At 40.6% G+C, this 12,464-nt stretch carries 12 protein-coding genes and 1 pseudogene; 9 read left to right on the top strand and 4 right to left on the bottom strand.

The annotated features are described in order from the left end of the window. Positions 1-106: 106 nt before the first annotated feature. The 5 genes from FTT87_RS00065 (at position 107) to FTT87_RS00045 (ending at position 4,972) form a co-directional block, all read left to right on the top strand. Positions 107-781, top strand: a complete 675-nt coding sequence (locus tag FTT87_RS00065) for an NAD(P)H-binding protein (RefSeq protein ID WP_180043591.1) — start codon at positions 107-109, stop codon at positions 779-781. A gap of 3 nt (positions 782-784) precedes the next feature. After that, on the top strand, positions 785-1,297 hold the full coding sequence (gene rraA / locus FTT87_RS00060) for a ribonuclease E activity regulator RraA (RefSeq protein ID WP_086196380.1): 513 nt from the start codon (positions 785-787) through the stop codon (positions 1,295-1,297). 22 nt (positions 1,298-1,319) lie between these two features. Continuing rightward, a complete protein-coding gene (locus FTT87_RS00055; protein WP_180043593.1) occupies positions 1,320-2,099 on the top strand; it encodes a glutathione S-transferase N-terminal domain-containing protein in 780 nt (259 codons plus the stop codon). 309 nt (positions 2,100-2,408) lie between these two features. Then, on the top strand, positions 2,409-3,092 hold the full coding sequence (locus FTT87_RS00050; RefSeq protein WP_180081291.1) for a response regulator transcription factor: 684 nt from the start codon (positions 2,409-2,411) through the stop codon (positions 3,090-3,092). Further along, entirely contained in the window at positions 3,089-4,972 is a 1,884-nt protein-coding gene (locus FTT87_RS00045; protein ID WP_180043595.1) for an ATP-binding protein, read from the top strand. Before FTT87_RS00050 ends, FTT87_RS00045 begins: the two co-directional genes overlap by 4 nt. A 175-nt stretch (positions 4,973-5,147) precedes the next feature. Here FTT87_RS00045 and FTT87_RS00040 read toward each other — a convergent pair whose 3' ends face one another. The 3 genes from FTT87_RS00040 to FTT87_RS00030 all read right to left on the bottom strand — a co-directional run bounded on the left by FTT87_RS00040 (position 5,148) and on the right by FTT87_RS00030 (position 7,540). Then, positions 5,148-6,317 carry a cupin domain-containing protein gene (locus FTT87_RS00040; RefSeq protein ID WP_180043597.1) on the bottom strand — a complete coding sequence of 390 codons (1,170 nt, stop codon included), beginning with the start codon at positions 6,315-6,317 and terminating at the stop codon, positions 5,148-5,150. Positions 6,318-6,563: 246 nt separating this feature from the next. Then, a complete protein-coding gene (locus FTT87_RS00035) occupies positions 6,564-7,157 on the bottom strand; it encodes a nucleoside triphosphate pyrophosphatase (protein ID WP_180043599.1) in 594 nt (197 codons plus the stop codon). Next, complete coding sequence (locus FTT87_RS00030; protein WP_086196374.1) at positions 7,157-7,540, bottom strand: DUF2237 family protein; 384 nt, start codon at positions 7,538-7,540, stop codon at positions 7,157-7,159. Before FTT87_RS00030 ends, FTT87_RS00035 begins: the two co-directional genes overlap by 1 nt. Before the next feature lie 141 nt (positions 7,541-7,681). Between FTT87_RS00030 and FTT87_RS00025 the strand changes: the two genes are divergently transcribed. The 4 genes from FTT87_RS00025 to FTT87_RS00010 all read left to right on the top strand — a co-directional run bounded on the left by FTT87_RS00025 (position 7,682) and on the right by FTT87_RS00010 (position 11,409). Then, positions 7,682-8,869, top strand: coding sequence for a phosphoglycerate kinase (locus FTT87_RS00025; RefSeq protein ID WP_180043601.1), 1,188 nt, complete (start codon positions 7,682-7,684; stop codon positions 8,867-8,869). 146 nt (positions 8,870-9,015) lie between these two features. Further along, complete coding sequence (locus FTT87_RS00020; protein ID WP_086196372.1) at positions 9,016-9,288, top strand: hypothetical protein; 273 nt, start codon at positions 9,016-9,018, stop codon at positions 9,286-9,288. A 122-nt stretch (positions 9,289-9,410) separates the two neighbouring features. Further along, entirely contained in the window at positions 9,411-10,448 is a 1,038-nt protein-coding gene (gene fba, locus FTT87_RS00015) for a class II fructose-bisphosphate aldolase (RefSeq protein WP_086196371.1), read from the top strand. Positions 10,449-10,545: 97 nt separating this feature from the next. Further along, a complete protein-coding gene (locus FTT87_RS00010; protein ID WP_180081289.1) occupies positions 10,546-11,409 on the top strand; it encodes a DMT family transporter in 864 nt (287 codons plus the stop codon). A gap of 573 nt (positions 11,410-11,982) precedes the next feature. Here FTT87_RS00010 and FTT87_RS00005 read toward each other — a convergent pair. After that, a pseudogene (locus FTT87_RS00005) lies at positions 11,983-12,464 on the bottom strand (IS4-like element ISAbe18 family transposase); the annotation flags it as partial.

Below are 12,464 nucleotides of genomic sequence, written 5' to 3'. Positions count from 1 at the left end.
ACTATGGCGTTAAGTCAAGTCTTGACTTGATTCAGCAACATTTTAGATGCATAAAAAGTATAAAAAAACTGTTACGTTAGTAAAACCTATAGAGATCGATTAAAAAATGACTAAATCAATTAAAAGTGTAATTGTGATTGGTGCAACAGGTCTAGTGGGACGTGAATTGCTGAAACAGCTCAATGAGCTTGAAAGCTGTGAGAAAATAACGGCTGTGGTTCGGCATGAAGATCAGCAGATTAAAAGTCTGGAAAAAGTACAACAATTTATCTTGCAGGATTTTCTGTTACTGAACGATGAAGATGTAAATGGTTATAGTCATGCCTTCAGCTGTTTAGGCACGACACTAAAAAAAGCCGGTTCAAAACAGAATTTTTATAATATTGATTATGAAATCAATGCACATTTTGCTGATTTATTTGAATCGACCCAGACCCACTATTTATTAATTAGTACCATGGGCGCAAACGCACAATCCAGAATTTTTTACAATAAAGTCAAAGGTGAACTGGAACAGCATATCCAAGGCTTAAATCTGGAATATGTATCTGTTCTGCGCCCATCACTATTAATCGGTGAACGACCAGAACAACGCACCTTAGAAGATATGGCGCAAAAATTGTATCAAAAATTCTCGCATTGGGTTCCTGATACATTTAAATATAAGCCCGTGACAGCAGTACAAGTAGCTCATACTATGGTCGAGGCTGCACAAACTCAGACTGAAAAGTTTGAAATTTATGATAATTTACGCATACAAAATTTCAAACGAGGGAAATAAAAAGTGTCTAATCCAGCATTCGTAACCTGTGACTTACTTGATGACAATCCAGAAAAAGAAATTCAGGTGGTCACCCCATCAATGGATGGAAAATTCTTTAAAAGCTATGGTGCACGTAAAAGTTTTGGTGGTCAGGCAGTCACTGTAAAGTGTTTTGAAGATAATTCACGTGTCAAAGAACTGCTCGCAACCGATGGTACTGGTAAAGTGCTTGTGGTGGATGGTGGAGCATCTATGCGCTGTGCCTTGATGGGCGATATGATTGCTGAATCAGCGGTGAAAAATCACTGGAATGGGGTAATTATTTACGGGTGTGTACGTGATGTCGATGCGATTGCCGAACTGGACCTGGGTGTACATGCGTTGGCTGCAATTCCGCAAAAAAGTAATCGCAAAGGCATAGGCGAAGTGGATTTAACTTTGTATTTTGGTGGTGTAAGCGTCAGTTCTGGCGATTATATCTATGCCGATAACAACGGCATTGTGGTGGCAAAAGAAAAATTAGTCGATTTATAAAGACAGAGATACAAGGATAAAAATGGTGAATCATCAAATTAAAGTGATACAAGCGCTGGCTTCATCTTTGACTGAAGGCGGACGAGGTGTGAGCGGTACAGCTTTTCCCAAGCAGCCTGAAAAATCACTGAAACTTTATGAGTTTGAGGGTTCGCCATTTTGTCGCCGTGTGCGTGAGGTTTTAACCTTGTTAAATCTGGATTATGAGGTTTATCCTTGCCCTAAGGGTGGCCAGAAATACCGGAAAATTGTCAAAGAAAAAGGTGGAAAAAAACAGTTTCCATTTTTCGTAGATGAAAATACCGGTACAGAAATATATGAATCACAAGCCATTATTAATCATTTATTTAAACATTATGGCCGAACGGGAACCACACCGAAAAAATTTGCCCATTATCCCAAAATCCCTGTCGTGGCTTTAGCTGGCACCATCGTGAATGGTGCATGCGGCGTCTGGATTAACCGGAAAATTAAAGATCGTGCAGCACCAGAGCAACTTTTGGAGTTATGGGGTTTTGAAGCCAGTCCTTTTACCCGTGTGGTACGAGCAATGTTAACTGAGCTTGAGCTACCTTATATTTATCATAACGTGGCTAAAGAGCGCTGGCAGGATATGGGGCCGGCAATATTGCGTTTAAAACCTGGAAAATATCAACCCTTAGCGGGTGGTAAACGTGAAAAGACCGTTGAAATTATGGGGCGAGATATTCAGGTTCCTTATTTAATTGATCCAAATACCGGAGTGAAAATGTTTGAGTCTGCACAGATTGTGAAATACTTAAACCAGCAATATGGTCACTAATCTCATCCGAAGTAAGAAACTGCTAAAACAGCGGTTTTTTTTGGCCTATATCTGATTAATTTAAGCAAAAACTAAAGTAAGTTATACCCTGGTATGATAGTCAGAATATTGAATGGATAACTGATGGCTAAATCATCGATTGAAACTTTAAAATTTGTATTTTATGGTCTTAACACTGGCTGATTACAATGTAATAGTAAATAAAATTGATCGTTTATTAATATAAAAGTTATTAAATTACCTGATTTTAGGGATATTGTTTAGCTTGTATTTTTCGCTATAGTAGGCGGTTATAATAGGGGGTGCTGTGTGTCAGAATTAGCAACGATTTTACCCGTTCCAGTTTTAATTGTTGAAGATGAAGGGCTGATTCAAGAACGATTAAAAAAGATATTGGCAGAACTGGGCTATAGCAAAGATATGCTGATTTTTGCTAAAAACTTGCAACAGGCTTTTGTAGAAATAGAGCAGCAACCTGTTTCTTTGGCTTTGGTTGATTTGGGACTGCCTGACGGTAACGGCATAGAGCTGATTGAAAAGCTTCATGCACAGGATAGCAATGCCATGATCTTGGTGATATCGGCTTGGAGTACTCAGGAAAGTTTATTTTCAGCAATCAAGGCAGGCGCGACAGGTTATGTTCTGAAAGAACGTGATGATGTTGAAGTTAAGTTATCCATTCGTAGCATTTTACGTGGCGGTGCGCCGATAGACCCTTTTATTGCTCAAGAAATTTTGAAACAGATATCAGCTGCGGTTATACCGGCAGTAGCTGATCAGAAAATCATAGATGCAGATATGGAGCTGTTAACCAGCCGGGAAACTGAGATTCTAAATCTGGTCGCTCAAGGAATGAGTAACCGGGAAATCGCTGAACAATTGTTTGTTTCTAAATATACTGTTGAAAGTCATATCAAGCACATATACCGTAAATTGTCGGTGACCAAAAGAACAAAGGCCGTGAGTGCAGCAAGATCCTTAGGGATTCTATGAAGTCATTGATTGTGCATTATTTTTTTATTCTTGTTCTTAGCCTGCTGAGTCAAGTCAGTTCTGCCGAAATAATTGAAAATATTAATGCACAATGTGCAGTACACATTCATTCTATTGATACTGTCAAAACCAGTTCAGTCACAGTTTTACCCCGACAGGGCTGGGAGTCTGTAAATTTACCCGATCAGTGGCAAAAACGCTGGAAAAATTATAACGGAGCAGCGTGGTACAAAATTCAATGGAGCTGGTCCTGTCAGAATCAGGCTAGACTTGCCGAGCCGATTGCTTTTTCAATTGATTATATTAATTCTGCCGGCGCAGTCTTTTTGAATGGTGATTTACTCTGGAGAGATAAGCATTTACAAGAACCACTGTCAAAAAGCTGGAATATGCCGCGTTACTGGATTTTACCAATATCGGGATTAAACAGCGGCGAAAATGAAATTTTAATTTATGTGAATGGCTTTGCTTTCCAGTCTTCGGGTATTGGTCAGATTGCTTTTAATAATGTACAAAACAATTACGAGTCATATCAAAGTCAGATATGGAATCGCAGAACTTTATTTCAAATTAATCTTATTTTATCCATTACGTTTGGGGTGATCTGTTTTGTTATCTGGTTATCGCGGCGAAAAGAAACTACTTTTGGATGGTTTGCCTTAAGTTCCTTGTTATGGGTGCTATTTATTTCCAATATGTTGACTACAGAAACATTTCCCTATCCAAATACACTAATTGCAGCACAGGCCAATTTGGCTTTTTTTATTCTTTATGTTGTAAGTTTCTGTATTTATTCATTCAGGTTTATCCAAAAGCGCTTTATTAAAGTTGAGACAGTTGTTTGGGGAATTACGGGACTGATTATTGCAGGTATTTTTCTAACCCCGCAGCAGTCAGCTTATTGGGTTTTTGCGCTGATATTTTTAATCTATGTTGGACTGTTTATTATCGGTTATCTATATGCCTGTTATTACGCAATTCAATCTAAAAGAACAGATTATATCTTTTTAGCCATTTGCCTAAGCGCTATTGTCATTTTTATGATATTCGACCTTTTATTATTATCGGGAGAGGTGGTTGTAAAGGATGTTCGACCATTATCTCCCTATACCGGACCGATTATCACCTTTTTTATGGTAATTATATTAGGTTCAAGATTGGCACGTAATGTTAAAAAAATTGAAACATTTAATGCCCAGCTAGAAATGAAAGTTCAGCAGGTCAGTAATGATTTAAGCTCCAGTTTGAATGAAAAACATCAATTAGAGCTTAAAAATGTCAAGCTACAAGAAAGAATCAATTTATCCCATGATTTACATGATGGTTTGGGCGCATCATTGGTTCGCTCGATGATTTTAGTGGATCAAAGTACGCATGATATTTCCAACAAGCAATTTTTATCGATGCTTAAATTACTAAGAGATGACCTTAGGCAAATTATCGATAGTGGTTCATCTGCAGATAATAAAATTCCAGTTAATCCCATACTGTGGGTGGCACCCGTTAGGCATCGTTTTAGTCAGCTTATGGATGAACTGGATATTCGTTCTAAATGGATTTTTCCGCAGGAATGGCAAGCCGTGCCGAGTGCTTTACAGTGTCTCACCTTGATTCGGGTACTGGAAGAAAGCCTGATCAATATTATTAAACATAGTCAGGCCAGGCAGGTAAAAATAGCGATGGTCTATATTCGAGAAAACCAGTTTATTTTGAGTATAGAAGATGACGGTGTCGGTTTTGATGCAGATAGTGTAGTGCAACAGGGATTAAGTATTGGCATGCGCAGTATGAAAATGCGTTTGGAGCGTATGGGCGGCGAGTTTAAATTATCTTCTGAACCGGGTTGCACCATCATTCAGGCGATTGTTCAGCTGAAATAAGCAATTAAATTTTTTTTGCTTTTTAAATGTCGGTTGCTATTTCATCATTTTATAAAATTGGAAGAAATTAAAATGAGTGAATTATTTTTTCTGCTGATCTTGAGAAGAAATAAATATAAATTTTTTAAAATATAAAAATGGGGAAAATATTATTTTCCCCATTTTGTAGCTTTATTTATTCTTCATCTTCTGCAGGCAACAGCATCAGAATAGATTCATTGAGCAAATTCACAATGTCTTCGAGAATATCTGGATCATATAAATTGTCATCGAGTAATACCGAACCGCCGTCAGCCAATTGTTTTAAAATTGGGGCAAAAACTTCGGAGATACAAATGCCTTCACCATTTGCCCAAAATAGCAACTCACCTTCAGCTTCAGTATAAAGCAGGCGAGATGCCGGCTCGAGCATGAGTGAATAGCCCTGATCCAAAGCTTCTTCCAGATCACCTGTACCAATGGCTTCCGCCTCTGGAATATTTTCCGGATATTTCGCTTCTGACATCAGGCTCATCAGGGCATCCTCAAGTACAGCTGGATTTTGCAATTGTGCCAAAAGTTCAGTTTTTAAATACTCCAGCTCATTTTGGGTAATTTGACCAATCGGGCTGATCTTGTCACGCAGAATGTCTTTTAATGGATTTTTAAGCAACTGATCGTCTGCGAATTTGTCACTGACGCGATCCATCATTTCTGCCACGTTCGGCATGCGGAAACCGAAAGAAAAAGTCAGGCAGTCATCTTCCGCTACGCCGTAGTGTGATAAACCAGGCGGTACATATAGTAGATCACCGGGAGCAAGCACCTCATCAAAATTCACGTCCATGTCAGGAAGTAATTTTAAAGGTTGTCCTGCAACGAAGTCAGTATCTGCATCACACATTTGTCCCAATTGCCAGCGGCGATGACCATAACCTTGTACCAGGAACACGTCATAAAAATCGAAGTGCTTGCCGACAGATCCACCTTTAGGCGCATAAGACACCATGATGTCATCACGACGCCACAGCGGAATGAAGGGAAATTTCTTCCACAGTTCAGCGAGATCAAATGAATAATGGTCTACGGCCTGAACCAGTAGAGTCCAAAGCTTAGGCATCTTCTGAAAGTCTGCTTTAATCAAAGGTGAAGACTTCACTGACCATTGATTTGGGTCTTTATCTTTTTGCTTGATTAAGCGGGCAGTGACATTTTCATCTAGCGCCAGTTCCATAACATCATGAGGTTCTAAAAGGCCTGCAATTTCAGGGAGAGCGTTACGAACCAGTAATGGTTTTTTTTGCCAGTATTCGGCAAGGAATTGTTCGGCGGTAATTCCGCCAAGCACGTCTAGAGGCTGGGACATAAGATAAAGCACCTATAAATTTATGCTTATTGTCTATGGAGTTGCAGGTGAGAGCAAGTTGTAAATCAGTTGGGGGAGATTCCTTAGTCTGCGTTATGGGAGTGAAGTAGTGTGGGAAGTTTTGAAATTGATAATAGCGCAATGCTAGCCATGAATCATGGACAGGAAAAGCTTGAACAAGGAGGGTGGAACCCTCAAATAAGCCAACCATTCAACATGGAAGGATTGGCTTAAGCAGAATTTGAGCTAGGGTACTAACACATTCAACTGACGCAGGATATGACAAAGCTGAATCATCGGCATACCCATCAAAGTGGTTTGATCTTGCCCGGTCATCTGTTCAAACAGACTAATGCCGAGACTTTCACACTTAAAACTGCCTGCACACATTAAAGGTTGATCGACTTCAATATAACGTTCAATTTCGGACAAACCCAGTTTGCGGAATTTCACTTTATAATGTTCAACCAGAGTCTGTTCAAATCCCGTCGATTTTTGCTGTACGCTGAGGGCGGTACTGAAATAAACGATTTTGTCCGAATTGGCCTGTAACTGTTTGATGGCTTTTTCCACAGTTAACGGTTTGCCAATAAAAATATCGGGTGCCCCTTCACGCCACGCCACCTGATCGGAACCAATCACAATAGCATCGGGATATTGTTCGGCAATAACGTTGGCCTTTTCAAAAGCCAGCCGTTTCGCCAGTTCATCTGCATGGTCTTCGCCCCGTGGGGATTCATCGATATCTGGTACCAAGCTCTGATAGTCGATACGGAGACGATTCATCAGCTCTTTACGGGTTTGACTGCTTGAAGCCAAAATAATGTTGGGAGTATTCATTACACTGCATATTCCATGAGCACATCAAGCGGAACATATGAGAGCACAGCTTGATGGCAAGCTTGTATTTTAATAGGCGGAGCAATACCAGCCTGATATGCTTCAACCCAACGGGTTACACAAATGCACCAGAAATCACCCGGTTCTAGACCTGGGAAATCGACTTCTGGAAGAGGTGTGATCAGGTCATTACCTACTTTTTGCGAAAAATTAAGAAACTCAGCGGTCATTTGTGCACACATCGTATGCTGACCTAGATCTGTGGTCGCCGTATGACAAAAGCCGTTACGAAAATAACCGGTAATAGGAGAGTAGCAACAGCTTGCCAAGGGTTCGCCTAAAACATTTAAACGATTGATATTTGGATCTGGGTGAATAGACATAAGCTCTAAATCATGATGTGGCTTTTGACTATAATAATCAAAACTTTGCCTTTCGACAGCTTTTCTGCAAAAGATGCTAACCTTTTTCTACATAATCATTTAAAATCGGGGCGTTTTTTATATCTATAAAGTGAGCTATACATGAACTTTCAGCGTATGACTGACCTGGATTTGGCAGGTAAGCGTGTACTAATTCGTGAAGATTTAAACGTTCCTGTTAAAAACGGTGTAATTACCAGTGATGCACGTTTACGCGCAGCATTGCCAACCATTAAAGCGGCTTTGGAAAAAGGTGCAGCAGTCATGGTTTATTCACACCTTGGTCGTCCAGTTGAAGGTGAGCCAAAACCTGAACAATCTTTGGCGCCAGTTGCAGCGTACTTAACTGAAGCTTTGGGCCAGGAAGTCAAACTTTTCACTGATTATTTAGATGGTGTTGAAGTTGCAGCTGGTCAAGTGGTACTTCTTGAAAACTGCCGTTTCAATGTTGGGGAAAAGAAAAACAACCCTGAACTTGCACAAAAATATGCTGCGCTTTGCGATGTATTTGTGATGGATGCATTTGGTACTGCACACCGTGCAGAAGCGTCAACTGAAGGCGTGGCGCGTTTTGCAAAAGTAGCGGCTGCGGGTCCTTTACTTGCAGCAGAATTGGATGCTTTGGGTCGTGCACTTAAAACCCCTGAAAAACCAATGGTTGCGATTGTTGCGGGTTCTAAAGTATCAACTAAGCTTGATGTACTCACTTCACTTTCAGATATTTGCGATCAAATTATCGTAGGTGGCGGTATTGCCAATACCTTCCTGGCTGCGGCTGGTTACAACGTGGGTAAATCACTTTGCGAAAATGATTTGATCGATACTGCAAAAGCGATCGCAGCAAAAGTTTCTGTACCGCTTCCAACTGACGTTGTGGTTGCAGATGCTGCTGAAATTAACTTTGATGATTTCCTCGGTTCATTGGCTGCGGCTAAAGCTGTAGTAAAAAAAGTGGAAGATGTTGCAGACAACGACATGATTTTGGATGTGGGTCCAGAAACTGCGAAAGCATTTGCTGAAATCCTGAAAACATCAAAAACGATTCTCTGGAATGGTCCTGTTGGCGTATTTGAAGTAGATCAGTTCGGTGAAGGTACGAAAGCACTCTCTTTAGCAATTGCAGAATCTGATGGTTTCTCTATTGCAGGTGGTGGCGATACTTTAGCTGCGATTGATAAATACGACGTTGCAGACAAGATCGGTTATATCTCTACGGGTGGTGGTGCATTCCTTGAATTTGTTGAGGGCAAAACCCTTCCAGCGGTTGCTGTGCTTTTAGAACGCGCTTAATACATTCTTTTAAAAGTATCAAAGGTTGACTTCGGTCAGCCTTTTTTCATGCCTTTTCATTTGAGTGATTCATTTTTTGGTCATAAAAATGCAATATATCTGCAATAAAATTCCGGTCATTAAATCTCCTGTCGTAGGAAAATGTGATGAACCTGAAATTAACACTTGCAGCACTTGTGATTTTACCTTTGGCTTTGACTGCCTGTGCCAAGAAAGATGAAGCACCTAAAACTGAAACTGCCGCTTCAGCAGCAGTAGAGGAGCAAACGACTCCAGAACAGCAAAAAGCGATTGATGCACTGGATAAGCCTGTCCTGGATGAAAAAAATACTGATGTACCTGCTGAAGTGGCAAATGCACCAGCAGATGAAGCGACTGCCGCTACAGATGATGCTGCCTCTACAGCAACTGCTCAATAAGTTTGTAGTTTTTTATTTAAAAGTCCCTGCATAAGCAGGGATTTTTTTTGAAATAGTGTGTTTTGTTGCTGAATTGAAATGATTCAGCATGTAGAATATGGCGCATCACCTGGGAGGATATTATGGCTCTAATCTCGATGCGCCAGCTCTTGGATCACGCTGCAGAACACAACTACGGCGTACCAGCGTTCAATGTAAACAACTTAGAACAAATGCGTGCAATTATGTTGGCCGCAGACGAAACAAATTCACCTGTCATTGTGCAGGCATCTGCGGGTGCTCGTAAATATGCAGGTGCTCCATTCTTACGTCACCTGATTTTAGCTGCAATTGAAGAATGGCCACACATTCCAGTGGTAATGCATCAAGACCACGGTACCAGCCCTGACGTATGTCAGCGTTCTATCCAGTTGGGCTTCTCATCAGTAATGATGGATGGTTCTTTGGGTGAAGATGGTAAAACACCAACTTCATATGAATACAACGTAGACGTGACTCGCCGTACTGTTCAAATGGCACATGCCTGTGGCGTTTCAGTTGAAGGTGAAATTGGTTGCCTGGGTAGCCTTGAAACAGGTATGGCGGGTGAAGAAGATGGCGTAGGTGCAGAAGGTGTGCTTGACCATTCTCAACTGCTTACTTCAGTTGAAGAAGCACGTTCGTTTGTTGCTGATACCGATGTAGATGCCTTGGCGATTGCCGTAGGTACTTCACATGGTGCATACAAATTCACGCGTCCACCTACAGGCGACATCTTGGCAATTGACCGTATTAAAGAAATTCATGCGGCATTACCAAATACCCATCTTGTCATGCACGGTTCAAGTTCTGTACCTCAAGAATGGTTGGCTGTAATCAATGAATTTGGCGGCGACATCAAGGAAACTTATGGTGTGCCTGTTGAACAACTGGTTGAAGCAATCAAACACGGTGTTCGTAAAATCAATATCGACACGGACTTGCGTTTGGCATCGACTGGTGCAATGCGCCGCATGATGGCGGAAAAACCAAGCGAATTCGATCCACGTAAATTCTTTGCAGAAACTATTGTTGCAATGAAACAAATTTGTGTAGATCGTTATACAGCATTTGGTACTGCAGGTCATGCAGACAAGATTCGTCCAATTTCTTTAGAGAAAATGGTGAATCGTTATAAATAATCGTTAAAGATTATCTATAATCAAAAGCCCACATCTATTGTGGGCTTTTCTGTATCTCATTCCTAAAGCATGATAAATAGGGAAAATAAGGCAAAAGATGGAACTTATATTGGCTGCAGCATGCTGTAGTGTCGTCATCTCAATGTTGTTTAAATTATGCAAGGCTAATGGTTTTGATGCCTTGCAGATGATTGTCTGGAACTATGCCTCTGCAAGTGTACTCTGTTTTTTATGGTTTAAGCCCGATTTACAGCACATATCAGTTATCGATACGCCGTGGTGGCTGATTGTGGCGCTGGGTGTATTACTACCGAGTATTTTCCTGTGCTTGGCGAAATCACTGCAATATGCCGGTATTATCAAAACGGAAATTGCCCAGCGTTTATCGGTGGTTTTGTCTCTGTTGGCAGCATTCTTTATTTTTCAGGAACAGTTTAATACCTTAAAAATAATCGGAATCGGATTAGGGATTTCCGCCGTACTCAGTATTTTATTTTCACATCAAGCAGCAGCGCAAGGGCAGCCATTTTCAAAGCAAGGCTTGCTTTATCTGGCATTGGTCTGGTGTGGCTATGCGCTGATTGATGTATTGCTCAAGTACACCACTGGCTTGGGAGTGCAGTTTGCTGTAGCACTAAACTTGATGTTTATCTGTGCCTTCATCTTGTCGTTGGCTTATATTGGCATGACCACGAAAACAGCAGGCAGTAGTCGAAATATTCTGGCTGGATTGGGGCTGGGAGTTTTAAATTTTGCCAATATAGCCCTGTATGTCAAGGCACACATATTATTAAAAGACACACCTGCAATTGTGTTTGCAGGCATGAACATTCTTGTGGTGCTGCTGGGAGCTTTAAGTGGCTTAATTCTGTTTAAAGAAAAATTAAAACCTGCAACTGCATGCGGTCTTGCTTTAGGTTTGGCCAGTGTTATTTGCTTAGCCTATGCAATGTCTGTCTGATATAGCTCGATACAAAAATGAAAGGATGTTGCAGAAAATCTTCCTTTTCTGCCAAACCCAATAATAAGCCATTTTGATGGCAGACAGGGCGGGCAGAATAGTGATGATTTTCTTGTTGATAAAGCTGAAGATAATATTGCTGGCAATGCAAGAATTGCAATTAAAAATACAGCGCATTTAAATGCGCTGTATTTTTAGTGTTCAAGCTTTATAGTATAAGGACATTTGCTCAATTATGAGCGTTGAAAGCGTTGTAATGTATCTTTCCAATAGTAGTTAGCCATAATAATAGGATGTTTGAATAGATCCTGCATTTCAATCGTGCCCTGAAGTTGACCGGGTTGCTGACAATGTGGACATTTAGGGTAAGACGTCAAAATAGCATCTGCGCTATATTTCTGCATGTAAACCGTTTGGCAAGAGCGACATTCAAATTTTATCGGCATTTTGATAGCTGGAAGCATAGTAGGGACTACCGTTTATTTTTTTGCCAATATACCTGAGTCCTGTTACAAAAATAAGTCCTGAAATGACATGAAAGGGGCATATTCGCCATTGCTGTCCCACAATTTTTCACAAGAGGAAGCTCATTTGAGCTTCCTCTTGTTTTATGGGTATTTTATCGGGTGAAAATAAAGCTTTTAAAGTTCTTCTTTCAAACAAATTCACTTGAATTATTCTGAGTAAACGTTGAACTGTCCAACCTGTTTTCCCTAAATGTTGAGCGAAACTCACCAATAAATAGGCGATCATCGCAATCCAGATTTGTGTCTGAATTGCGTTCCTGCTGCGGCCTAGAAACGCTTTTAATTTGAGATTCTGCTTAATCGCCTTAAAGAACAGCTCAACTTTCCAACGATCTTTATAAATCGCCGCAATGGTGGAGGCGGCTAAATGAAAGTTATTGCTGAGAAAGCTAAAGTGCTTTCCACTTTGCTGATCTCTATATTCAATTCTTCTTAACACTGGGGCTTTTCTTTTTAGGGCATGTGCGCTATTCAGCTGAATGGTTTCATCTTTTAGAATACCTTTGGATTCAAGCACTGGATGTTGCT

It is taken from the genome of Acinetobacter sp. YH01022, assembly GCF_013420235.1.
Lineage (GTDB): Bacteria > Pseudomonadota > Gammaproteobacteria > Pseudomonadales > Moraxellaceae > Acinetobacter.
The sequence above is the reverse complement of the archived record's forward strand: the minus strand, read 5'-3'. Positions and strand labels throughout refer to the sequence as shown.

Coding starts and splice junctions, on each gene's coding strand:
- FTT87_RS00065 (WP_180043591.1), top strand. CDS start 107: ATGACTAAATCAATTAAAAGTGTAATTGTGATTGGTGCAACAGGTCTA.
- FTT87_RS00055 (WP_180043593.1), top strand. CDS start 1,320: ATGGTGAATCATCAAATTAAAGTGATACAAGCGCTGGCTTCATCTTTG.
- FTT87_RS00045 (WP_180043595.1), top strand. CDS start 3,089: ATGAAGTCATTGATTGTGCATTATTTTTTTATTCTTGTTCTTAGCCTG.
- FTT87_RS00040 (WP_180043597.1), bottom strand. CDS start 6,317: ATGTCCCAGCCTCTAGACGTGCTTGGCGGAATTACCGCCGAACAATTC.
- FTT87_RS00035 (WP_180043599.1), bottom strand. CDS start 7,157: ATGAATACTCCCAACATTATTTTGGCTTCAAGCAGTCAAACCCGTAAA.
- FTT87_RS00030 (WP_086196374.1), bottom strand. CDS start 7,540: ATGTCTATTCACCCAGATCCAAATATCAATCGTTTAAATGTTTTAGGC.
- FTT87_RS00025 (WP_180043601.1), top strand. CDS start 7,682: ATGAACTTTCAGCGTATGACTGACCTGGATTTGGCAGGTAAGCGTGTA.
- FTT87_RS00020 (WP_086196372.1), top strand. CDS start 9,016: ATGAACCTGAAATTAACACTTGCAGCACTTGTGATTTTACCTTTGGCT.
- fba (WP_086196371.1), top strand. CDS start 9,411: ATGGCTCTAATCTCGATGCGCCAGCTCTTGGATCACGCTGCAGAACAC.
- FTT87_RS00010 (WP_180081289.1), top strand. CDS start 10,546: ATGGAACTTATATTGGCTGCAGCATGCTGTAGTGTCGTCATCTCAATG.